General features: G+C 72.4%; 19 protein-coding genes. 8 read left to right on the top strand and 11 right to left on the bottom strand.

The window, feature by feature from the left end; translation table 11 throughout:
- Nucleotides 1-47: 47 nt before the first annotated feature.
- The 3 genes from ACU6P3_RS25775 (at nucleotide 48) to ACU6P3_RS25785 (ending at nucleotide 1904) form a co-directional block, all read left to right on the top strand.
- On the top strand, nucleotides 48-431 hold the full coding sequence (locus ACU6P3_RS25775) for a helix-turn-helix domain-containing protein (RefSeq protein ID WP_030745489.1): 384 nt from the start codon (nucleotides 48-50) through the stop codon (nucleotides 429-431).
- Between the two features lie 236 nt (nucleotides 432-667).
- Nucleotides 668-1138, top strand: coding sequence for a Dps family protein (locus ACU6P3_RS25780; RefSeq protein WP_447194305.1), 471 nt, complete (start codon nucleotides 668-670; stop codon nucleotides 1136-1138).
- A gap of 544 nt (nucleotides 1139-1682) precedes the next feature.
- The gene (locus tag ACU6P3_RS25785; RefSeq protein WP_030745484.1) at nucleotides 1683-1904 is read left to right on the top strand and encodes a hypothetical protein; all 222 of its coding nucleotides are present in this window, start codon (nucleotides 1683-1685) and stop codon (nucleotides 1902-1904) included.
- Nucleotides 1905-1911: 7 nt separating this feature from the next.
- On the opposite strand, the gene ACU6P3_RS25790 is transcribed toward ACU6P3_RS25785, so the two are convergent.
- Both ACU6P3_RS25790 and ACU6P3_RS25795 read right to left on the bottom strand, forming a co-directional pair.
- Entirely contained in the window at nucleotides 1912-2670 is a 759-nt protein-coding gene (locus tag ACU6P3_RS25790; protein WP_447194306.1) for an Fpg/Nei family DNA glycosylase, read from the bottom strand.
- 26 nt (nucleotides 2671-2696) lie between these two features.
- Nucleotides 2697-7325, bottom strand: a complete 4629-nt coding sequence (locus ACU6P3_RS25795; protein WP_447194307.1) for an ATP-dependent helicase — start codon at nucleotides 7323-7325, stop codon at nucleotides 2697-2699.
- Nucleotides 7326-7447: 122 nt separating this feature from the next.
- On the opposite strand from ACU6P3_RS25795, the gene ACU6P3_RS25800 reads away from it, so the two are divergent.
- Both ACU6P3_RS25800 and ACU6P3_RS25805 read left to right on the top strand, forming a co-directional pair.
- On the top strand, nucleotides 7448-7642 hold the full coding sequence (locus ACU6P3_RS25800; RefSeq protein WP_030745476.1) for a DUF3046 domain-containing protein: 195 nt from the start codon (nucleotides 7448-7450) through the stop codon (nucleotides 7640-7642).
- 246 nt (nucleotides 7643-7888) lie between these two features.
- Entirely contained in the window at nucleotides 7889-9019 is a 1131-nt protein-coding gene (locus tag ACU6P3_RS25805) for an AI-2E family transporter (protein WP_447194308.1), read from the top strand.
- A 66-nt stretch (nucleotides 9020-9085) separates the two neighbouring features.
- Here the strand turns inward: ACU6P3_RS25805 and ACU6P3_RS25810 are convergent, their stop codons facing one another.
- From ACU6P3_RS25810 to ACU6P3_RS25825, 4 genes are all read right to left on the bottom strand, one after another.
- Nucleotides 9086-9913, bottom strand: coding sequence for a cytochrome d ubiquinol oxidase subunit II (locus ACU6P3_RS25810; protein WP_447194309.1), 828 nt, complete (start codon nucleotides 9911-9913; stop codon nucleotides 9086-9088).
- Nucleotides 9914-9922: 9 nt separating this feature from the next.
- Nucleotides 9923-11281, bottom strand: coding sequence for a cytochrome ubiquinol oxidase subunit I (locus ACU6P3_RS25815; protein ID WP_447194310.1), 1359 nt, complete (start codon nucleotides 11279-11281; stop codon nucleotides 9923-9925).
- Between the two features lie 219 nt (nucleotides 11282-11500).
- Nucleotides 11501-12166 carry a response regulator gene (locus tag ACU6P3_RS25820; RefSeq protein WP_447194311.1) on the bottom strand — a complete coding sequence of 222 codons (666 nt, stop codon included), beginning with the start codon at nucleotides 12164-12166 and terminating at the stop codon, nucleotides 11501-11503.
- A gap of 31 nt (nucleotides 12167-12197) precedes the next feature.
- Complete coding sequence (locus ACU6P3_RS25825; protein WP_447194312.1) at nucleotides 12198-13463, bottom strand: sensor histidine kinase; 1266 nt, start codon at nucleotides 13461-13463, stop codon at nucleotides 12198-12200.
- 174 nt (nucleotides 13464-13637) lie between these two features.
- Between ACU6P3_RS25825 and ACU6P3_RS25830 the strand changes: the two genes are divergently transcribed.
- On the top strand, nucleotides 13638-14390 hold the full coding sequence (locus ACU6P3_RS25830) for an SDR family NAD(P)-dependent oxidoreductase (protein ID WP_447194313.1): 753 nt from the start codon (nucleotides 13638-13640) through the stop codon (nucleotides 14388-14390).
- 138 nt (nucleotides 14391-14528) lie between these two features.
- On the opposite strand, the gene ACU6P3_RS25835 is transcribed toward ACU6P3_RS25830, so the two are convergent.
- Nucleotides 14529-16322: an FG-GAP repeat domain-containing protein gene (locus ACU6P3_RS25835; protein WP_447194314.1), complete on the bottom strand. Its 1794-nt coding sequence runs from the start codon at nucleotides 16320-16322 to the stop codon at nucleotides 14529-14531.
- A 471-nt stretch (nucleotides 16323-16793) separates the two neighbouring features.
- Between ACU6P3_RS25835 and recA the strand changes: the two genes are divergently transcribed.
- Together recA and recX are read left to right on the top strand one after the other, a co-directional pair.
- Nucleotides 16794-17918 (top strand): recombinase RecA, encoded by a 1125-nt coding sequence (gene recA, locus ACU6P3_RS25840; RefSeq protein ID WP_447194315.1) that lies wholly within the window; start codon nucleotides 16794-16796, stop codon nucleotides 17916-17918.
- An 8-nt stretch (nucleotides 17919-17926) separates the two neighbouring features.
- Nucleotides 17927-18523 (top strand): recombination regulator RecX, encoded by a 597-nt coding sequence (recX, locus tag ACU6P3_RS25845; RefSeq protein ID WP_447194316.1) that lies wholly within the window; start codon nucleotides 17927-17929, stop codon nucleotides 18521-18523.
- Nucleotides 18524-18599: 76 nt separating this feature from the next.
- On the opposite strand, the gene ACU6P3_RS25850 is transcribed toward recX, so the two are convergent.
- The 4 genes from ACU6P3_RS25850 to ACU6P3_RS25865 all read right to left on the bottom strand — a co-directional run bounded on the left by ACU6P3_RS25850 (nucleotide 18600) and on the right by ACU6P3_RS25865 (nucleotide 21431).
- A complete protein-coding gene (locus tag ACU6P3_RS25850; RefSeq protein ID WP_447194317.1) occupies nucleotides 18600-19010 on the bottom strand; it encodes a rhodanese-like domain-containing protein in 411 nt (136 codons plus the stop codon).
- Complete coding sequence (locus ACU6P3_RS25855; protein WP_447194318.1) at nucleotides 19007-19627, bottom strand: cupin domain-containing protein; 621 nt, start codon at nucleotides 19625-19627, stop codon at nucleotides 19007-19009. Before ACU6P3_RS25855 ends, ACU6P3_RS25850 begins: the two co-directional genes overlap by 4 nt.
- Before the next feature lie 77 nt (nucleotides 19628-19704).
- On the bottom strand, nucleotides 19705-19812 hold the full coding sequence (locus ACU6P3_RS25860; RefSeq protein WP_425573939.1) for a putative leader peptide: 108 nt from the start codon (nucleotides 19810-19812) through the stop codon (nucleotides 19705-19707).
- Nucleotides 19813-19823: 11 nt separating this feature from the next.
- Nucleotides 19824-21431 carry an FAD-dependent monooxygenase gene (locus ACU6P3_RS25865; protein ID WP_447194319.1) on the bottom strand — a complete coding sequence of 536 codons (1608 nt, stop codon included), beginning with the start codon at nucleotides 21429-21431 and terminating at the stop codon, nucleotides 19824-19826.
- Between the last annotated feature and the right edge of the window lie 191 nt (nucleotides 21432-21622).

A 21622-nucleotide genomic window follows, 5' to 3' on the forward strand; every position in this document is an offset into this window, starting at 1 on the left:
GTGGGGCGTGAAGGATGCGGCTACGCGGTCCGAGGAGGGAGCCACCGATGATTCTGCTCCGTCGCCTGCTGGGTGACGTGCTGCGTCGGCAGCGCCAGCGCCAGGGCCGTACTCTGCGCGAAGTCTCCTCGTCCGCCCGAGTCTCGCTCGGCTATCTCTCCGAGGTGGAGCGGGGGCAGAAGGAGGCTTCCTCCGAGCTGCTCTCCGCGATCTGCGACGCGCTTGACGTACGGATGTCCGAGCTCATGCGGGAAGTGAGCGACGAGTTGTCGCTGGCCGAACTGGCGGCGTCGGCGGCGGCCGACGCACCGGTGCCCGCGCCGGTGCGGCCGATGCTCAACTCCGTCTCTGTGACGTCGGTGGCAGGTGTACCGACGGAGCGCGTGACGATCAAGGCGCCCGCGGAGGCGGTGGACGTCGTCGCGGCCTGACAACCGCTGCCGTCCGACGAGCGTGATCGGCACGAATTCTCTGCACAGCGTGTGGCAGTTTGATGGGAGCCCCGGCGGGTACTCGAACCCGACCGGGGCTCTTGTCTTGCGGTGAATGAGAGGTTATGGCGGCTTGTTCTCCTGGATGACCGTTTCATGGCTTTTATGTCATGGTGGAGAGAGCCTGGGAAACAGCAGCAGGAGAGCCGCGTCGCGAACGGAACTGGAGGTTTCGCATGTCTGTCGTGAAGAGTGCTCTGCCGGAGGAAGACCTGAAGATTGTCGGTGAGGCGCTCCAGGGAGCCCTCGTGGACCTGGTTGATCTTTCTCTGGTCGGCAAGCAGGTCCACTGGAACATCATCGGGCCACGCTTCAGGTCCGTGCATCTCCAGCTCGACGATGTCGTGGCGACCGCGCGCAAGCACTCGGACACCGTTGCCGAGCGGGCCGCCGCGATCGGGGTGACACCCGACGGCCGGGCCGCGACGGTGGCGGCGACCAGCGGGATCGATACGGTGCACAACGGCTGGATCAAGGACGCCGACGTCGTAGGGTTCCTGGTGGACGCGCTCAACTCCGTGGTGGAACGGATGCGGGAACGCGTCCGGGCGACGGACGAGCCGGACCCGGTGACCCAGGACATCCTGATCCAGGTGACGGCCGATCTCGAGAAGCACGCCTGGATGTTCCAGGCCGAGAACGTGTAGGGCGAGCCATGTCGGGCCGAGCGGACCGCACCGTGTGACGGGGCGGTCCGCTCCCGCGTCCGTGGTGCACAGGCACATGCGTGGTCCGCCGCTTGGGGTGCGCCTCTTCGCGTACGCGGGCCGTCGGCCGCGGAAAGCTCTCGGGGCCCGGTGTCGGCGGGACCAGGGTGACCGGGTCCCGAGGCGATGTGGAGGCGCGCCGGCGGGCGATCGGCGGCGCGCGCCGGTGACACTGCGCCACGGAGGCATGACGCGCTCTGGATGCGGCGCGGGCGCCGCCGGGGCACACTGCGAGGAAGAGGCATCGCCCGGACAGGGCCTGGCGGACAACCGGTTCCCGGCGCGGAGGACCGGTTCCCCGGCCGGGACCGGGTGGTCGGCCGGCCGGCGGGCGGAGCGGGCGGTCGGCCCGCGGTCCCCGGTGACGTGCGCGTCACCGTATCGGCTTTTCGTATCCCCCTGGCTCCGCGCGCCGGGGCGTGCATCCGATGCGCCCTCGCGCCGGATGATCGTGCAGGTCTAGCGTCGGCCGGAGGAGGCAGCCATGGCAAGGCGATGGACCCTTCTGCCGGCGCTCGCCGTGGGCGGGTTGTGGTGGTGGGCCGTACTGCGGATCGCGCTGGCGCCCGCGCACACCGGCCTGACGGAGGCCGCGGTGGCGGCGGGGGGCTGGGGACTGAGCCTGGTGCCGGTGCATGTCGCGTCCTCGCGGCACCGGCGCCGTTCCGGCGCGATATCCGGGCCGCGAGACGGCGCACGGGGCTGACACTACGTCAACTGGACGGTTCCGGCTGGCATACGGGACACCAGTAGACCGGGCGCTCGTCCTGGTCCGTCTTGCGGATGGGGGCACCACAGCGTGGGCAGGGGTGGCCCGCGCGGCCGTACACGTACAGACGCCGACTGCCGGCAGGGCGGGCACGGTTGGCTTCGAGAAGCTTCTTGGCGGCGGTCACCAGGCGCTCGGGTGCCGGGAGTTCGCCGATGGGAAGCCAGGGGACCGCCCGCACGAGGAAACAGGCCTCGGACCGGAAGATGTTGCCGACGCCGGCGAGGTTGCGCTGATCGAGCAGCGCGTCCCCCACGGGGCGGGCGGGGTCGGCGAGGAGATTGCGCAGCGCGGTGCCCGGGTCCCAGTCGGGGCCGAGGAGATCCGGGCCGAGATGACCGACCACCCGCTCTTCGTCGCCGGTGCGCAGCAGCTCCAGCACGGGCAGACGGTAGCCGACCGCGGTGTGCCGCTCCGTGGCGAGTACCGCGCGGATCTGATGAGCCGGCCCGCCGCGCCAGCGCTCGCCGGGGCCGTACACCTGCCAGGCGCCGTCCATGCGCAGATGCGAGTGGAGCGTGAGGCCGCCCTCGATCCGGGTGAGGAGATGCTTTCCGCGCGGGGTGACGTCGAGGACGGTACGGCCCGTGAGGTCGGCGGTGGCGAACCGGGGCACCCGCAGGTCGAACCGGGTGAGGCGCTGCCCGGCCAGCGCGGTGTGCAGTCGCCGTGCGGTCTGCCAGACGGTGTCTCCTTCGGGCATGACTCCATGATGCGCGACGCGGCCGCTCAGACGCGCAGCCGCAGGCCCCGGGGGGTGGCGTGGAAGCCCGCCGCTTCCAGCACCCGGCCCAGGGGGGACGTGAGCGCCGGTATCCCGTTGGCCCGCTCCACCGTGACCGTGCCCAGCGCGCCCGCGCGAGCCGCCTCGGCCAGCGCCCGGGCGGCGGCCTCCAGCGCCGGGTCCTCCGGATCCGCCGGCCAGGCCAGCAGCGTCTTGCCGCCGCGCTCCATGTAGAGCGTCAGCTCGCCGTCCACCAGGACGACCAGGGAGCCCGCCTTGCGGCCCGGTTTGTGGGTGGCGCCCTCCGGCGGCTCGGGCCAGGGCAGCGCCGCCCCGTAGGCGTTGGCCGGGTCGGCCGCGGCCAGGACCACGGCACGGCCGGCGCAACCGCCCTCGGCGCGGTCGCGGGCGGTCGCCGCCGCGCGCAGCCGGTCCACCGCGCCGTCCATCGCGAACTGGGCCGCGCCCAGACCCTCGACCACATAGCCGCGGCGCGCCTGGCCGCTGTCCTCGAAGGCGGACAGCACCCGGTACATGGCGGAGAAGCCGCCCTCGACGCCCTCGGCCGCGACCGCCCCTCGGGTCACCACGCCGTGCCGGTCCAGGAGCGTCCGGGCCAGGGCGTGCGCGCGATGGGTGGGATCCTGGGCCCGGTCGGGGAGCAGTGACCAGCGGCCGCTGACGGTGGGCGGGCCCGTACGGGAGGCCGGCCGTGCGGCGGCCGTCAGCGTCCCGTACCGGCCACGGGGCACCGGGCGGCGCGCGCGGTGGGCCGTGGACCCCGCGGTCCGCCCCGAGCCGAGCAGGGCGCGCAGCGGGGCGAGTGTGTCGTTGGTGAGCCGGCCCGACCAGGCCAGGTCCCACACGGCGTCGGCGAGTTGGGGATCCGTCACGTCGGGATGGGTGGTGGCGCGGATCTGCTCCGCGATCTGCCGGAAGAACAGGCCGTAGCCCCCCGACAGAGCGGTCATGACCGACTCGTGAAGCGCCGTCAGCTCCAGCGGGTGCGGCGGTGGCAACAACAGCGGTGCGCTGTCCGCGGGATGGAGCGAGACCCAGCCGTCCTTGCCGGGCAGCGCGCCCGCACCGGCCCACAGCACCTCACCGGTCGTGGTCAGCTCGTCCAGGAGCGCCGGCGCGTAGCCCCGCACCCGGGACGGGAGGATCAGCTTCTCCAGGGCGGAGGCCGGCACGGGAGCGCCCTGCAACTGCTCGACGGCGCGCGCGAGTCCGTCGATGCCGCGCAGGCTGTCGCCGCTCAGATGCTGCCACTGCGGGAGGAACGTGGCGAGCGCGGCGGGTGCCACCGGCTCCAGCTCCTGGCGCAGCGCGGCCAGCGAGCGGCGGCGCAGCCTGCGCAGCACCGTGGCGTCGCACCATTCCTGACCGATGCCGGAGGGGTGGAACTCGCCCTGGACGATCCGGGAGGCCGCCGCGAGCCGTTGCAGCGCGCCGTCCGTGACGGCGACCCCGAGACCGAACCGCGCTGCGGCCGTGGCCGAGGTGAACGGGCCGTGCGTACGGGCGAAGCGGGCGAGGAGGTCGCCGAGCGGGTCCTTGACCGGTTCCGTGAACGCCTCGGGCACGCCGACGGGCAGGGCCGTGCCGAGCGCGTCCCGCAGGCGCCCCGCGTCCTCGACGGCCGCCCAGTGGTCGGCCCCGCCGATCCGGACCCTGATCGCGCGGCGGGCCGCGGCCAGCTCCTCCGCCCAGTCGGCCCGCGCTCCCCGCTCGGCCAGTTCCGCGCCGGTGAGCGGCCCGAGGACGCGCAGCAGATCGGCGACGCCTTCCACGTCCTTGACGCGCCGGTCGTCCGTGAGCCACTGGAGCTCCCGCTCCAGATCGGTGAGCACCTCCGGGTCGAGCAGCTCCCGCAGCTCGGCCTGGCCCAGCAGCTCCGCCAGCAGCCGGGAGTCCAGGGACAGGGCCGCGGCCCGCCGCTCGGCCAGGGGCGAGTCGCCCTCGTACAGGAACTGGGCGACATAGCCGAAGAGCAGGGAGCGGGCGAAGGGGGACGGCTCGGTGGTGGTGACCTCGACCAGCCGGACGCGGCGCGCCTCGATGTCCCCCATGAGCTCCGTGAGGCCGGGGACGTCGAAGACGTCCTGGAGGCACTCCCGCACCGCCTCCAGCACGATCGGGAACGATCCGAACTCGCTCGCCACCTGGAGCAGTTGTGCCGCGCGCTGGCGCTGCTGCCACAGCGGTGTGCGCTTGCCGGGACTGCGCCGCGGCAGCAGCAGCGCCCGTGCGGCGCACTCCCGGAACCGTGCGGCGAACAGCGCCGAGGAGCCCACCTGGTCGGTGACGATCCCGCGGACCTCGCCCGCGTCGAAGGCGACGTCCGCGGCTCCCACGGGCGCCTGCTCACTGTCGAAGGCCGTCCCCGCACCGCTGCCCGGCTCGTCGTCGAGCAGGTCCATCCCCAGCAGGTCGGCGTCCGGCAGGCGCAGCACCAGGCCGTCGTCGGCGTGCATGACCTGCGCGTCCAGCCCGTAGCGCTCGGCGAGCCGGGCGCCCAGGGCCAGGGCCCACGGGGCGTGCACCTGTGCCCCGAAGGGGGAGTGGATCACCACCCGCCAGTCGCCCAGCTCGTCGCGGAACCGCTCGACCAGGATGGTCCGGTCGTCGGGGACATGGCCGCAGGCGCGGCGCTGCTCATCCAGGTACGAGAGCACATTGCCGGCGGCCCAGCCGTCCAGCCCGGCGGTCAGCAGCCGCAGCCGGGCGTCCTCCTCGGAGAGGGAACCGATCTCCCGCAGGAACGCGCCCACCGCGCGGCCCAGCTCCAGGGGGCGGCCCAGCTGGTCGCCCTTCCAGAACGGCAGCCGGCCCGGGGCGCCGGGAGCGGGCGTGACCAGGACCCGGTCGCGGGTGATGTCCTCGATGCGCCAGGAGGTCGTGCCGAGGGTGAACACATCCCCCACGCGGGACTCGTAGACCATCTCCTCGTCCAGCTCGCCGACCCGGCCACCGCCCTTCTTCGGGTCGGCGCCGGCGAGGAAGACGCCGAAGAGCCCCCGGTCGGGGATCGTGCCTCCGGAGGTGACGGCGAGGCGCTGCGCGCCCGGGCGGCCCGTGACCGTACCGGTGACGCGGTCCCACACCAGGCGCGGGCGCAGCTCCGCGAAGGCGTCGGAGGGATAACGCCCGGCGAGCATGTCCAGCACGGACATGAACGCCGACTCGGGCAGGGAGGCGAACGGCGCGGCACGGCGGACCAGCGCGAGCAGGTCGTCCACCTGCCGGGTGTCCAGGGCGACCATGGCGACCAGCTGCTGCGCCAGCACGTCCAGCGGATTCGCGGGCACGCGCAGCGACTCGATCGCGCCGTCCCGCATCCGCTCGGTGACGACGGCGGCCTGCACCAGATCACCGCGGTACTTGGGGAAGACGACGCCGGTGGACACCGCGCCCACCTGGTGGCCCGCGCGGCCGACCCGCTGGAGGCCGGAGGCCACCGAGGGCGGCGACTCCACCTGCACGACCAGATCGACCGCGCCCATGTCGATGCCCAGCTCCAGGCTGGAGGTGGCCACGACGGCGGGCAGCCGGCCCGCCTTCAGGTCCTCCTCCACCTGGGCACGCTGCTCCTTGGAGACCGAGCCGTGGTGCGCCCTGGCCAGCACGGCGGGAGCGCCCCTGGCCGCGCCGGACTGGGCCATCAGCTCGGCGGGGGATTGCTCCTCGGGCAGGGGCTCACCCGTGGCGCGTTCATAGGCGATCTCGTTCAGCCGGTTGCACAGGCGCTCGGCCAGCCGACGGGAATTGGCGAAGACGATCGTGGAGCGGTGGGCCTGGACGAGATCGGCGATCCGCTCCTCCACGTGCGGCCAGATCGAGGGCTTGTCCCCGCCGTCCGACTCGGGCGCCGACGCGGGGGAGCCGCCCAGCTCGCCCAGGTCCTCCACCGGGACGACCACGGAGAGGTCGAACTCCTTGCCGGAGGGCGGCTGGACGATCTCGACCCTCCGCCGCGGCGAGAGGTAGCGGGCGACCTCCTCCACCGGCCGTACCGTCGCAGACAGCCCGATCCTGCGCGCGGGCCCCGGCAGCAGGTCGTCCAGCCGCTCCAGGGACAGCGCGAGATGGGCCCCGCGTTTCGTCCCGGCCACGGCGTGCACCTCGTCCAGGATCACCGTCTCCACCCCGGCGAGCGAGTCCCGCGCGGAGGACGTGAGCATCAGGAACAGCGACTCGGGCGTCGTGATCAAGATGTCCGGCGGCCGGCTGGCCATCGACCGGCGCTCGGCGGCCGGGGTGTCGCCCGAGCGGATACCGACCCGGATGTCGGGCTCCGGCAGCCCGCGCCGCACGGACTCCTGCCGGATGCCGGTGAGAGGGCTGCGCAGATTGCGCTCCACGTCGACCGCGAGGGCCTTCAGCGGTGAGACGTACAGCACACGGCAGCGCTTCCTCGCCTCCGGGGGCGGGGGCACCGACGCCAGCCGGTCCAGCGCGGCCAGGAACGCGGCCAGTGTCTTGCCGGAGCCGGTGGGGGCCACGACCAGCACGTCCGAGCCCTCGCCGATCGCGCGCCAGGCACCCTCCTGCGCGGCCGTGGGCGCGGAGAAGGCACCCGTGAACCAGCCGCGGGTGGCGGGGGAGAAGGAGTCGAGCGCGGTTCCTGCCATGCACCCCATCGTGCACCCGCCCACTGACAATCGCCCGGACCCGGGCGCCGGCCGCGGTGGCCGCGGGAGCCGCGATGGTCACAGCGGTCACAGCAGTCATGGCGGGCGGGATACTTGAGGCCATGCGGTTGACGATTTTCTGGGAACGGATGGCGGACCACTTCGGCCCTGCCTACGCCGACTCCTTCGCGCGTGACCATGTGATGTCCGAGCTGGGCGGCCGTACGGTCAACGAGGCGCTCGACGCCGGCTGGGAGGCGAAGGACGTGTGGCGCGCCGTCTGCGCCGCCATGGACGTCCCGGCCGAGAAGCGGTGAGGCGATGACCGGAGCCCCGCGGGCTTGTGTTCGGCTGTCACATCCGTAGGCGACACTTGCTCCGTGGCCGCGACTGACAACCCCGTATCGGACGTACACCCCCCCGTCCCTCCGCCGGACGCGCCGGACGACTCGCCATCGGCGGCGCGGGAAGCGCGCCGGGCCCCGGCCGACGCGCCGCCGCCGTCGGACGCCGGGGGCACCGGGGGCCGAGGCGGGGGCGGGGGCGCCGGTGGCTCCGCCCGCATGCCCCGCTGGCTGCCGCGCGCCATGGTCCTGGCGCTGGTGCTCGTCGCCTGCTTCCAGCTCGGCAGCTGGGCGTTCCACCAGCTCATCGGTCTGTTGATCAATGTGCTCATCGCGTTCTTCCTGGCGCTCGCGGTGGAACCCGCCGTCAGCGCCATGGCGGCGCGCGGTGTCCGGCGCGGACTTGCCACGTTCCTGGTCTTCTTCGGCGTGCTGTGCGCGAGCGTCGGGTTCGTGGTGATGCTCGGCTCGATGCTGGCGACCCAGATCATCGACATGGTCGAGTCCTTCCCGGAGTACCTCGATTCGGTGATCAGCTGGGTGAACACGACGTTCCACACGGAGCTGTCGCGCGTCGAGGTCCAGGACAGCCTGCTCCACTCCGACTGGCTCCAGAGATACGTGCAGAACAGCGCGACCGGGGTCCTCGACATCTCCACCACCGTGCTGGGCATGTTCTTCCGGCTGCTGACGATCTTCCTGTTCTCGTTCTACTTCGCGGCCGACGGGCCCCGGCTGCGGCGCGCGCTGTGCTCCGTGCTGCCGCCCGCCCGCCAGGCCGAAGTGCTTCGCGCCTGGGAGATCGCGGTCGACAAGACCGGCGGCTACATCTACTCGCGCGGCCTGATGGCGCTGATCTCCGGGACGGCGCACTACGTGCTGCTGGAGTTCCTGAACGTCTCGTACGCGCCGGCGCTCGCCGTCTGGGTGGGGCTCGTCTCCCAGTTCGTCCCCACGATCGGCACCTATCTGGCGGGGGCGCTGCCGATGCTGATCGCCTTCACCGAGGACCCGTGGTACGCGCTGTGGGTGCTCTGCTTCGTGGTGATCTACCAGCAGTTCGAGAACTACATGCTCCAGCCCAAGCTCACCGCCAAGAGCGTCGACATCCATCCGGCGGTGGCCTTCGGTTCGGTCATCGCCGGCACCGCCCTGCTGGGCGCGGTCGGCGCGTTGATCGCGATTCCGGCGGTCGCCACGCTCCAGGCGTTCCTCGGTGCGTATGTGAAGCGGTACGACGTGATGGACGACGCGCGGGTACGTGGCGGGGTGCCGCGCACTGGCGGCGGCCGGGTGCTGCGGCAGATGCGGCGCGCGCTGCACGCGGGCAACGGGCCCCGGCGGCGTTGACATGACCGGCTCGTACGAGGGCGACGGTCGGTGCGCAGCGCCTCCGAGGTGCCTCGGCGGAACACGTCAGATGTACGACGGGTGGCTCACCCGGCGCCGGAAGGTGCGCCACAGCCACGCCTGAACAGCGACCAGCAAGGGTGCGGTCACCAGCACCACGGGCACCAGCAGCGCGAGCGTCGCCCCGTCCGCGGCCGACTCGTACAGCGGCAGGCCACGCCCGGCCAGTACGACAACGGCACCCATCAGGACGGAGGTCAGCGCCAGGGACTGCCGGGCACCGGTACGGCCCACCCCACGGCGCGCCCGCTCGAAGGGCGCGCCGGTCAGCCGGAGCGCGGCGAACCCGAGGCCGTGCGCGAGGAAGAGCGTGGTCACGGCGGCCGAGGTGAGCGCGGCGGCCGGGCCCGAGGCGGGTTCGGTCACCGAGCCGTTGAACAGCGCTGTCAGCAGCCATGCCCAGCCCAACGCGACCGTCCAGCTCCCGCATACGACGGCGCCGTCGCACGCCGCGCGCCAGAGCGGTGCGCGGGTACGGGCGCCACGACGTCCGGCACCACCGTCGTCCATCGCCCCGGTGGCCGGGCGGCCGCGCAGCCACAGGCCCATGTCCCGTACGATCCAGCCGACGATCAGGGGGACGACGACCGCGAACTGGCCGCTCAGCAACTCCCCTTCCAGCTCCGGGAAACAGCCGACGAACAGCCCCGCCGCCGCGACCAGCCAGACCTCGTTGCCCAGGAAGAAGGGGGCGAAGGACGTCAGGACGAGCCGGCGCTCGCTCTCGTCGCGGCCGAGGTACGGCAGGAGCATTCCCGTGCCGATGTCCGCGCCGCCGAGGACGAGATATCCGGTGACGAAGAAGCCGAGCAGGGCGATGGCGAGGGTCTCCACGACAACTCCTCAGTAGCGCGGGACGGGCAGGTGGCCGGCCGGATCCGAGCCCGGACCGGGGCCCGGCCCGGGCCCCGGTCCGGGAGGCGCCGCCTCCCCGCGCTCGTCGTGGCCGAGCCCGGACTCCACGGGCCCGAGCCGGGCATGGCGCCAGAGCAGCAGCGCGTTGCCGACGGCCAGCAGGAAGAACAGCGTGGTGAAGGTGATCAGCGAGGCGCGCATGGCGGCGGGGGACAGGTCCGAGACGGCGTCCCGCGTCCTGAGGAACCCGTACACCACCCAGGGCTGCCGCCCGGCCTCCCGGAAGACCCAGCCGCTGGTCATCGCGAGGTATGGCAGCGGCACGGACGCCATCAGCGCCACATGCCAGAGCCGGAATCGGAAGACCGCGGGACGGATGCACGCGAGGACGGTCCCGGCCAGGCAGAGATACATCATCAGCGCGAACACGAGCAGCATCACGAGCGCCCCGCCGCGCGTCCACGCCATCGACGGCACATAGTCGCCAGGACCGAACCGGCTGGTCATTTCCGCCTGTAGCTGCGCGATCTCGTCCGTTTTCTGTTGGAACACGGCCATTTTCATGGGCTGTAGGTCGGTAAGTGATGACAGCTGCATGCCACCGAAGGCGGCGGTCACCATCAGCGCGGGGAGCGAGACGAACACTCCGATCCGCAGGGAGCGCCCGAAGAACTCCGACTCCGGCGTGCGCCGGAAGAGGTGGTACGCGCTGACACCGGCCATGAAGAAACCGGCCGTCAGCAGCGAACCGGCCACGACGTGCCCGAAGGCGAGCAGGGCGCTGGGATTGGTCAGCAGCGCGCCGACATCGTCGAGGACGACCTGGCCTCCGACGGCGCGGTGCCCCACCGGGTGGTTGAGGAAGCCGTTGGAGACGAGGATCCAGTAGGCCGACAGATACGCCGTGAGCGTGACGACCCAGATCAGCGCCAGATGGACGCGTGGCCCGAACCGGTGCCAGCCGAAGATCCACAGTCCCAGGAAGGTGGACTCCACGAAGAACGCGGTGATCGTCTCCACGGCGAGCGTGGCCCCGAGGACATTGCCCGCGTCATGGGTGAGCCCCTTCCAGCTCAGTCCGAACTGGAACTCCATCACGATGCCGGTGACGATTCCGACGGCGTAGTTGATGACGTACAGCTGCCCCCAGAAGCGCACCATCCGTGTGTGCGCGGGCTTTCCACTGATCGTCGCGTACGTCTGGACGCAGGCGACGATCGTCGCCAGCCCCAGCGTCAGCGTGACGAACAGGAAATGACCGCCCGCGGTGAGAGCGAACTGCAGCCGCGCGAGGTCGAGCGTCTCCGCGTCCACGGGACCGCTCGCGGCGGTGAGGAAATCTGCCACACCGACAGCCTGGGCGTCCGGTACGGGGCGCCGCGTCGGCCCTCGGATGACACCCGGCGTACGCCCGGGGTTGCGGTCGCGGGCGTACGCCTACCACGGAAGTCGCGGCCGTGGACGTACGCCTACAACGGAAGTCGCGGCCTTGGGCGCCGGTCGCGATGGTGAGCGGCGGCCTTGGGCGCCGGTCGCGATGGTGAGCAGGGGTGTTGGGGACGGTACTCAGCCCAGCCAGCCCGGGGTGATCATGCCCGATTCGTACGCGAGGATCACCAGTTGCGCCCGGTCCCGGACGTCCAGCTTGGTCATGATCCGGCTGACATGGGTCTTCGCGGTGGCCGGGGAGAGCACCAGCCGCTGCGCGATCTCCTGGTTGGACAGCCCGGCTCCCACCAGGCCCAGCACGTCACGCTCCCGTTCGGTCAGCGCGTTGAGCCGTGGGCCGGGGGCCGGCCGCCTGCCGCGCCTGGCGAACTCGGCGATGAGCCGACGCGTGACCGCCGGGGCGATCAGCGCGTCGCCGCGCGCCACGACCCGTACCGCGTGCAGCAGTTCCATCGGCTCGGTGTCCTTGACCAGGAAGCCGGAGGCGCCGGCGCGCAGCGCCCCGTAGACGTAGTCGTCGATGTCGAAGGTGGTGAGGATGACGACGCGCACTCCGTCCAGGCGGGGATCGCCGAGGATGCGACGGCCGGCCTCCAAGCCGTCGGTGCCGGGCATCCGGATGTCCATCAGGACCACATCGGGCCGCAGCTCACGGGCCAGGGCGACGGCCTGTTCACCGTCGGCCGCCTCGCCCACGACCTCGATGTCGTCCTCGTCGGAGAGGATGGAGCGGAAGCCGGCGCGTACGAGCGTCTGGTCGTCGGCGAGCAGCACACGGATCATGGTGTCCCCCTTTTTTCGTTCTTTTCCGTTGTCAGAAACGGTCCAGGGGCAGCCGGGCGTCGACCCGGAAGCCGTTCCGTGCGTGGCGCGCGGTCAGCTCCCCGCCGAGCGACTGTGCCCGTTCGGCCATGCCTCGTATTCCGCTCCCCGTTCGGCTCCCCGTCGGCCCGGTGCCCGGGCCCTCGCCCTGCCGTCGGCCCTCGTCGCTGGCGCGTCCGTCGTCGTCGATCCGTACCCGTAGGTCGGTGTCGCCGTAGACGACGGTCACCAGCGCGGTACGGGCGCCCGCGTGCCGTGTCACGTTCGTGAGCGACTCCTGCACGATCCGGTACGCGGCGAGGTCGACGGGCGGCGGCAGGGGCCGTCTCGAGCCCTCGGTACGGAGGCGCACCTCAAGGCCCGTGGACCGGGCGCCCTCGATCAGCGCCCCGAGCCGGCCGAGGCCGGGAGCGGGGGCGGTCGGTGCCGCCTCGTCCGCCTGACGCAGCACGCCGAGGGCACCGCGCAGCTCACGCAGGGCCTCCTTGCTGGTCGACTTGACCGTGCGCAGCGCCTCCTCGGCGATGCCGAGGGCGACCGGCGGCTCCGGCCGCTTGCCCAGCCGGTGCAGGGCCGCGCCGCTCTGGACATTGATCAGCGAGATGCTGTGCCCGAGCACGTCGTGCAGGTCGCGGGCGAGGCGCAGCCGCTCCTCGGTGGCGCTCTGCCGCGCCCTGGCCTCCTGTTCGCGCTCGGCGGCCAGGGCCCGCTGTTCGACCTCACGGAGGTAGGCGAGCCGAGTGCGCTGGGCGCGGCCGACGGCGACCAGGCTGACCAGCCAGCCGGCGAGCATGACGAGCGAGGTGTCGTCGATCTGGCGTCGGCCCGACCCCTGACGGAGCTCTCCGAAGCCGACGGCGAGCAGAGTGACGGCGGCCAGGGCGGCCGAGGCCGTGAAGTGGCCCTCGGCTGCCAGCGTGTAGAGCGCGAGCGCGAACGTGAGGATCAGCGGTCCGTCGGACATGCTCAGCGGGTAGTAGAGCCCGCTGGCCAGCAGGGTGATCACGGCCACGGGCAACGGCCGCACCCGCCGGAAGTACAGGGCCCCGCAGCCGACGGCGACCAGGGCCCAGCCGCCCGCCGCGCGGGCCGGTGGCTCATGGACGGAGCGTGCGAGGAGCAGAGTCCAGGCCACGACGAGGGCGGTGACGGCGAGCGTCACGGCGATGTCCGTCCGGCGACCGGCCGGCGGCGTGACGCCCCCGGGGAGGCCGTCACGCCCGGGAAGACCGCCGTGCCCGGCGAGTGGGAGCACCATGCGAGCGAGGATAAGCGCGGCCGGGTGCGAGCGACGGCGGGGAGGCCGACGACGGCGGGCGGCGGGGCCGTCCGCCGGGTGCCGGGACGGCGTGTACGGCGCGGGGGCGATGGGCAGGTTGCTCGCGGAAATGTGGCGGGAGACCGCCTTTGAGGCATGTGTGGTGGAGGCGCAGTGACGGAGCAAGATTTACGGGACAAGGTCGTGCTGGTGACCGGGGCGGGGTCGGGCATCGGTGCCGCGACCGCCGCCCGGTTCGGAGCGGCCGGCGCGACGGTCGTCGTGGCGGACATCGACGAGGAGTCGGCCGCCGGCGTCGCCGGGACGATTCGGGCGGCGGGAGGCACGGCGTGGCACACACGGGTGGACATCTCCGATCCCGAGGCCGTCGACGCGCTCGTCGAGTCGGTCATGGAGCGCTACGGGGCGCTGCACGTCGCCGTCAACAACGCGGGAATCATCAACAGGTTCGCGCCCCTGGCCGAGTTGTCGACGGAGGAGTTCCGCCGTGTCCTGGACGTCAACCTGGTGGGGGTCTTCGCCTGTATGAGGGCCGAGATACGGGCCATGCTCACCTTAGGGGGAGGCGTGATCGTCAACCTCACGTCCACGTCGGGCCTGAAGGGTGCCCCGGCCCTGGCCGCGCACACCGCGACCAAGCACGGCATCATCGGGCTGACCAGGGTCGCGGCCCTGGAGTACGGCGAGGCGGGCATCCGCGTGGTGGCCGTCGCACCGAACGGTGTGGACACCCCGGCTCTACGGTCGGGCCCGGACGGCTGGGAGCAGGCGGTCATCGGCGCCCAGGCCGTGAAGCGACTCGGACGGCCCGAGGAGATAGCCGAGTTGATCCACTTCCTCTCCGGCGACTCCGCAGGGTTCATCACGGGCAGCACGCACGTCATAGACGGTGGCTATCTGGCGTGATGACGCCACGGTACGACGGGCGGTCGTCCCCGTAGTGCTGACCCCTCGTGGCCCGTGGTGGGGCCCAGAAGACGGGCGGCGCCCGGCCCGGTCCTCGCCGCGAGGCGTGCGGGGACCGGGCCGGGATCGTTCCCCGGTTCAGAGCAGGTCGGCGTACTGGCTCCAGCCGCCCGATCCGATCTTCACGCGCTCCTTGAAGGGCGTGGCCGCCTTTCCGGTGCCGGCGTAGAAGTACAGCTCACCCGCGGAATTGGCGGCCAACAGGTCGGCGGTTCCGTCACCGTTGATGTCGCCGGGTGCGGCCAGCTGCGTGTACTGGCCCCAGCCCGCCCCGCCGACCTGTGCCTTCGCGGCGAAGGGGGTGGCCGCCTTGCCGGTGCCCGCGTACAGGAACAGGCCCTCGGAGCTGCGGGCGATCAGGTCGGCGCGGCCGTCGCCGGTGAGGTCGCCGGCGCCCACGAGGGTGTTGAACTGCATCCAGCCGCTGCCCCCGACCGCGACCCGGCCCTTCACCGACAGGCCGTTGCCGTTGCCACCGTAGAAGTAGAGGGTGTCGGAGTTACGGGCCAGCAGGTCGCTCTTGCCGTCGCCGTCGAGGTCGCCGGGGCCCACGACCAGGTTGTACGAGGTCGAACCGCCCGCGAGTTCGGGATCGGCCTCGGCGTAGAGCATGAAGTTGTAGAGGTGACCGTCGTAGGTGTTGTGCCCGAGCAGGTCGGAGTCGCCGTTCGCCCGCAGGGACACGGTGTGGATCAGCCGCACCGCCGACCGGTCCCAGCCGTCGCCGATCAGGTACTTCTCCGAGAGACGGCCTGTGCCGGTGCCCTCGTAGTAGTAGAGGGTCCCGTCAGGGGTGCGGGTGTAGATCCCGTGTTTGCCGAAGAACGGCCGGCTGCCGGCGCCGGCGAACTGGGTGATCCCGTTCCAGTTCGTGCCGACCTCCACCCGGGCGTCGAGCGTGCCGTCGCCGTTGCCCCGGTAGAAGTAGAGGGTGCCGTCGTACGAGCGGGTGACGAGGTCCGCGGTGCCGTTGCCGTCGTAGTCCGTGCCCCCGATCAGCTGGTTGTACTGGAGCCAGCCGGTACCGCCGATCTGGACCCGCTCCTTGAACGGGTACCCCGTGGCGTTGCCGTTGCCCGGGTAGACGTACAGCCCCGTGTCGTTGCGGGCGACGAGGTCGGCGAGGCCGTCGCCGTCGAGGTCGTCCGCCCCGACCAGCTGGTCGAACTGAGCCCAGCCCGCGCCGCCCACCTGGATCCCGGAGCCGAAGTTCTTTCCGGTGCCGGGGAAGAGGAACAGCCCCCGTGAGTCGCGGGCCAGCAGGTCGGGGGCGCCGTCGCCGGTGAGGTCGCCGGGAACGACCAGCTTGTCGTACGTCTGCCAGCCGGTGCTGAGCGTGGTGTATGAGGTCATGCCGCCCGGAACCGTGGCGTCCACGCCACTGTGCAGTCGCAGGGCGCCGGTCGGCGACAGGGTGAGCGCGTCGGCCCTGCCGTCACCGGTGAGGTCGCCGGGCAGCATCAGGTCCTTGACCTCGGAGTCGTCCGGCGAGATCACCTCCGCGCCGTCGCTGCCCCAGTCGGCCCAGACGTCGCCGTAGAGGCCGCGGTACATGAAATCGCCCAGGCCGTCGCCGTCCAGGTCGGCCCGGGCGGCGGCGGTGCCGGCCGCGGCCCGCGGGGCGCGCGCACCGTGGGTGCCCCGGGCGGGGGCGTCCCGTCCCGGGATGTCGAAGACGGGCCGCTCGGGGGCCGGCGGGGCGGTGAGGGCCACGGTGCCGGGCGCCCCGTTGCCGAGCGGGCCACTGCCCGGCCCGTCGACCGCCGAGGCCGTGGTGACCATGAGGGAGCCGCTCACCAGCAGTCCGGCGCAGCCGAGCGCGGCGGAGCGGGCGATCGTGCGGGGCCATCCGACCCCGGGTCTTGTGAGCATGGACATATTGCCTCCAACGGGTGGGGTGCGAGAAATCGGGAACATCGGGGAATCCTGAGCGCGTCCGGAACCGCAAAGGGGTACGTGCGTTCGAGAATCGTCGAGGTGCAGGTAGGTGTATCCGGCCCCGCCTTCTGATGGCAAGTCAGTTATGAAGCTCCGGTGGAGATTCGGCCGGGCGATGTGGCGGGGTGGAACGGGGTGGACGGGGCGGGGTGTGGTGTGCGCCCGTCGGGCGGGTGGGCCGGTCGCTGTTCCGTGCGCTCCGCCCGTGTGGTCCGCTTGACATCAAAATCGAACGTCTATTCTTATGGATGGGTGACCGATGCTCCCGGGTCCGGTCCGCCCGGGCGTCGGCAGGGATTTCGGCGGAGTTGTCCACAGGCGGGAGGACGTCGGGGCGCGTTGTCAGTGGCAGGGGATAGCGTCTTTGACGTGAAGAGAACGACTCAAGCAAATCGGGTGGAACCCATGGCAGGAACCGACCGCGAGAAGGCGCTGGACGCCGCGCTCGCACAGATTGAACGGCAATTCGGCAAGGGCGCGGTGATGCGCCTGGGCGAGCGGCCGAACGAGCCCGTCGAGGTCATCCCCACCGGCTCGACCGCGCTCGACGTCGCCCTCGGCGTCGGTGGCCTGCCGCGTGGCCGCGTGGTGGAGGTGTACGGGCCGGAGTCCTCCGGTAAGACGACCCTGACGCTGCACGCCGTGGCGAACGCGCAGAAGGCCGGCGGTGCCGTGGCCTTCGTGGACGCCGAGCACGCCCTCGACCCCGAGTACGCGAAGAAGCTCGGTGTCGACATCGACAACCTCATCCTCTCCCAGCCGGACAACGGCGAGCAGGCGCTCGAGATCACGGACATGCTGGTCCGCTCGGGCGCGCTCGACCTCATCGTCATCGACTCCGTCGCCGCGCTGGTGCCGCGCGCGGAGATCGAGGGCGAGATGGGCGACTCACATGTCGGTCTCCAGGCGCGGCTGATGAGCCAGGCGCTCCGGAAGATCACCAGCGCGCTCAACCAGTCCAAGACCACCGCGATCTTCATCAACCAGCTCCGCGAGAAGATCGGTGTGATGTTCGGCTCGCCGGAGACCACGACCGGTGGCCGGGCGCTCAAGTTCTACGCGTCGGTCCGGCTCGACATCCGCCGTATCGAGACGCTGAAGGACGGCACGGAAGCGGTCGGTAACCGGACGCGTGTCAAGGTCGTCAAGAACAAGGTTTCGCCCCCGTTCAAGCAGGCCGAGTTCGACATCCTCTACGGCCAGGGCATCAGCCGCGAGGGCGGGTTGATCGACATGGGCGTGGAGCACGGCTTCGTCCGGAAGGCCGGCGCCTGGTACACGTACGAGGGCGACCAGCTCGGCCAGGGCAAGGAGAACGCGCGCAACTTCCTCAAGGACAACCCCGATCTCGCCAACGAGATCGAGAAGAAGATCCTGGAGAAGCTGGGGGTCGGGGTCAGGCCGGACGCCGCCAAGGGCGAGCCCGTCCCGGCCGCGGCCGGGACGCCGCCCGCCGATGATCCGGTGAAGCCCGCCGGCGCCGCCGCCTCCAAGGCCAAGGCGGCCAAGGCGGCCACGGCCAAGAGTTAGTGCGTGCCGTGCCTGACGCGCAGGCGATGGACACGTGGCAGCGGGCGGCGCGAGAGCAGGGTGCGGGTTTCCGGTCGTCGAGGGCCGAGCGGGAACCCGCACCCCAGGACCCGGCGGAGCGGGCGCGGGCGATCTGTCTGCGCCTGCTCACCGGCACTCCCCGCACCCGGCGACAGCTGGCGGACGCGCTGGCCAAGCGGGAGATTCCGGACGAGATCGCGGAGGAGGTGCTCGCCCGCTTCGAGGACGTGGGGCTGATCAATGACGCGGCGTTCGCGGACGCCTGGGTGGAGTCCCGCCACCACGGCCGGGGCCTCGCCCGCCGGGCCCTGGCGCGTGAGCTGCGGACGAAGGGGGTGGACGCGGCCGTGATCGACGAGGCGGTCGGGCAGCTGGACTCCGATCAGGAGGAGGCGACCGCGCGCGAGCTGGTGGCCCGGAAACTCACGTCCACCCGTGGCCTGGACCGGGACAGAAGGCTTCGCCGCCTCGCGGGCATGCTGGCCCGCAAGGGCTACGCGGAGGGCCTGGCGCTGCGAGTGGTCAGACAGGCGCTGGAGGAAGAGGGCGAGGACACCGAGGGTCTGGACGAGGGCTTCGCGTAGGCCCGCCCGGCCCACGGAGACCGGCCGGACGGGCCTGGCCGGAGCCTGGCCGCCCGTCCCCTTGTCCTCCGAGCCCTCACCGGGTGACAGGCAGTCCCTCGGCCTTCCATGCCTGGAAGCCGCCGATGAGGTCGGTCGCCCGGTGCAGGCCCAGGTGGCGCAGAGAGACCGCCGCCAGACTCGACGCGTATCCCTCGTTGCAGATCACCACGATGCGCAGATCGTGGTCCGTGGCCTCGGGGGCACGGTGGCTGCCCTGGGGGTCGAGCCGCCACTCCAGTTCGTTGCGCTCGATCACCAGAGCCCCGGGGATCAGGCCGTCACGGTCGCGCAGCGCCGCGTAGCGGATGTCGACCAGCAGCGCGCCGTCCCGGGCGGCCTCGAACGCCTCGCGCGGGCCGATCCGGTCCAGGTCCGCGCGGACCCGGTCCAGCAGCTCGTCTATCCCCGTCGGCCCCGGACCGGGCCGCTGCGCGCCGGTGCTCATTCCCATTCCTCCGGATGCTCCACCTGCTCCAGCCGGAGCACCGCGCCCGTGCGGCTGTAGCGGCGCATCAGGGGCAGCGGCGGGTAGTAGGCGTGGACCGAGACGGCGTGCCCGTCCTCGGACTCGTTGCGTACCTCGTGCACATGGTGCCTGCCGAACGCGCGGCCCTCGCCCGCGGCCAGCTGCCGCTCGCGGTCGACGCCCTCGGCCAGCTCCAGCGTCTTCCAGCCCTCGGTGGGCAGCCGGGCCGCCAGGGAGTCCTCCTTCAACGTGCCCGAGGCGGTGGCGAACGCGCCGTGCGAGCCGCCGTGGTCGTGCCAGCCGGTGCCCGTACCGGGCGGCCAGCCGATCAGCCATGCCTCACTGCCCCCGGGCCCGTCGAGCCGCAGCCAGGTACGGCCCTCGGGGTCGAGCGGAAGCGACGAGATCAGCTCGGCGTCGGAGGCCACCGAGCGGACGAAACCGAGCAGTTCGGCGGGGCTGGGCCCGGCGCCCGTACTCGGGGGCGAGGACGCGGCCGCTGCCGGGGGAACGGTCTCGGAAGCGGCCGGTGAAACCGGGTCCGAGGCGGCACCGGCACCGGCGGCGGGCAGCGACGTCGTGACGGGAACAGACATGGTGGGAGCCGTCCTGAGGTGATCGCGAGGAAGCGCCGCCGTGGCGGAGCACGGGGAGCGCGGGACATCGAGGCGAATCAGCAGGACGGGCGACACACGCAGCCCGCATAGCGGAGCAGGTCCATATGGACCCTCCGCCACAGGCGCACATCGGTGTCGGTCACGATCCGGAGTACACCACGCACGCCTGCGACGGTCAATTGATGTTCACAGTATGGTCGTCGGACGTCTGTTCGGATGTTTGCGTGCGAGGGCCGCCGCGCACCGCGTCCGCCGCCGCGTACAGCTCCGCCGGGCGCACCCCGGCGAAGGCCGTGACCAGGTGCCCGTCCGGCCGCACCAGCAGCACCGTATGGGCCGACGCGCCCGGATACGCCTCCGTGACCAGCAGCTCCGCCCGCAGGGGCAGCTTCTTCACGGCGGCCGCCAGCCGGGGCATCACCCCCGCCGTCATCCAGTGCCGCCGGTCCCACACGCCGGTGCCGGGCGCGACCAGGACCACCAGCAGCCGGCCCTGTCCGAGCCGTTCCCGCAGGTGACCGGTCGTGCCGTCGGGCGCCGTCAGCCACACGTCCGCGGCCTGCGCGCCCGAGGGCGTGCCCACCGACGTCTGCCCCTCGGCGCGCGGAGGCGCGAGGGGGGAGCGCGGATAGGACGGCGGTGCTCCCAATGCCCCGTGCCCCAGGTGACCGTCGGCGAGCAGCGCGTCCTGGCCGCGCGCGGACCCCGGCATGTACGTGCGCAGCCCGCCACCGCCCCGTACGACCGCCAGCGACTGGTCGGCGGCGCGCAGCCGGGCGGCGACGGCCGTGCGCCGTTCCGCCTGGTAGCTGTCCAGCAGCGTCTCCGACGCCCCGTGATGCCAGTCCTCGGCCAGCTTCCAGGCCAGGTTGCCGACGTCCCGCAGGCCCTCGTCCAGCCCCTGGGTGCCCACCGCGCCCAGCAGGTGCGCGGCGTCCCCCGCGAGGAAGGCCCGTCCCACCCGCCACCGCCTGGCCAGCCGGTGGTGCAGCGTGTAGACGCCCGTGTCCAGCAGGTCGTACGGCGGGGTGTCGCCGCACCAGCCGGCCAGGGTGTCCCGTAACCGCGCCACGAGGGCGTCGGGCGTGACCAGCTCGCCGCGCGCGGGCAGCAGCCAGTCGAGTCGCCAGGCCCCGTGCCGCAGCGGCCGGGCGGAGACCTCGGCGCCCCCGCCACGCCATGGCGGGGACCGGTGCAGCATCGCCTCGCCGGGCCAGGGCAGCTCGGCGCGGAGCGCGGCGACCGCGTGGCGCTCCACGGCCGTACGCCCCGGGAAGCGGATGTCGAGCAGCTTGCGGACCGTGGACCTGGCGCCGTCGCAGCCCACCAGGTGACTGCCGCGCCACCAGGTGGTCTCGGTGCCCTTGGTGTGGACGGTCACCCCGCGCGCGTCCTGCTCCAGCGAGTCGAGCCGGCAGCCGGGGACCATCCGCACCAGATCCTGGCCGGCGATGGCCGCGCGCAGCCCGCGGGCCAGCTCGTGCTGCGGGAGGTGCGTGGGCGAGGAGCGGTCGGCACCGTCCAGCGGGATCTGCCGCATCAGCTGCTTGCGCCGCATCGAACGCCAGCCGGTCCAGCGGGCGCCCTCCTCGCGGAGGGTGGTGCAGCCGAGCGCGGCCACCAGGGCGGCGGTGTCGGGCCGCAGGACGGCCGTGCGCGCCGGGCGCGGCTCCTCGGCCCCCGATCCCTCGTCCAGGATCACGGAGGGGACCTTCTGCGCGGCGAGGGCCAGCGAGAGCGCGAGCCCGACCGGGCCCGCGCCGACAACGATCACCGGGTCCACGGCGCGGCTCCAGCGGCTCCTGTTCCTGCGGCCTCCGCGGTCCGTGCGGTCGAACGGTCGGCGGCGTCGGCCGCCCGGTGTGTGATCACAGAACGTATGCAACCGACTGGGGGTGCTCGCGTCAAGCGAGGCCCCTGCCCACTGGGGGCAGCGGGTCTCACCTGCGCGGGCACCCCCGTCGCACGCGTCCC

The sequence above is a fragment of the Streptomyces hebeiensis genome, from assembly GCF_052983195.1.

Bases quoted from the DNA above. Each gene is read 5' to 3' on its own strand.
- ACU6P3_RS25820 (WP_447194311.1), bottom strand. From the start codon at position 12,166: ATGATCCGTGTGCTGCTCGCCGACGACCAGACGCTCGTACGCGCCGGC.
- ACU6P3_RS25780 (WP_447194305.1), top strand. From the start codon at position 668: ATGTCTGTCGTGAAGAGTGCTCTGCCGGAGGAAGACCTGAAGATTGTC.
- ACU6P3_RS25805 (WP_447194308.1), top strand. From the start codon at position 7,889: ATGCCCCGCTGGCTGCCGCGCGCCATGGTCCTGGCGCTGGTGCTCGTC.
- ACU6P3_RS25795 (WP_447194307.1), bottom strand. From the start codon at position 7,325: ATGGCAGGAACCGCGCTCGACTCCTTCTCCCCCGCCACCCGCGGCTGG.
- ACU6P3_RS25850 (WP_447194317.1), bottom strand. From the start codon at position 19,010: ATGAGCACCGGCGCGCAGCGGCCCGGTCCGGGGCCGACGGGGATAGAC.
- ACU6P3_RS25835 (WP_447194314.1), bottom strand. From the start codon at position 16,322: ATGCTCACAAGACCCGGGGTCGGATGGCCCCGCACGATCGCCCGCTCC.
- recA (WP_447194315.1), top strand. From the start codon at position 16,794: ATGGCAGGAACCGACCGCGAGAAGGCGCTGGACGCCGCGCTCGCACAG.
- ACU6P3_RS25855 (WP_447194318.1), bottom strand. From the start codon at position 19,627: ATGTCTGTTCCCGTCACGACGTCGCTGCCCGCCGCCGGTGCCGGTGCC.
- ACU6P3_RS25785 (WP_030745484.1), top strand. From the start codon at position 1,683: ATGGCAAGGCGATGGACCCTTCTGCCGGCGCTCGCCGTGGGCGGGTTG.
- ACU6P3_RS25825 (WP_447194312.1), bottom strand. From the start codon at position 13,463: ATGGTGCTCCCACTCGCCGGGCACGGCGGTCTTCCCGGGCGTGACGGC.
- ACU6P3_RS25775 (WP_030745489.1), top strand. From the start codon at position 48: ATGATTCTGCTCCGTCGCCTGCTGGGTGACGTGCTGCGTCGGCAGCGC.
- ACU6P3_RS25800 (WP_030745476.1), top strand. From the start codon at position 7,448: ATGCGGTTGACGATTTTCTGGGAACGGATGGCGGACCACTTCGGCCCT.
- ACU6P3_RS25790 (WP_447194306.1), bottom strand. From the start codon at position 2,670: ATGCCCGAAGGAGACACCGTCTGGCAGACCGCACGGCGACTGCACACC.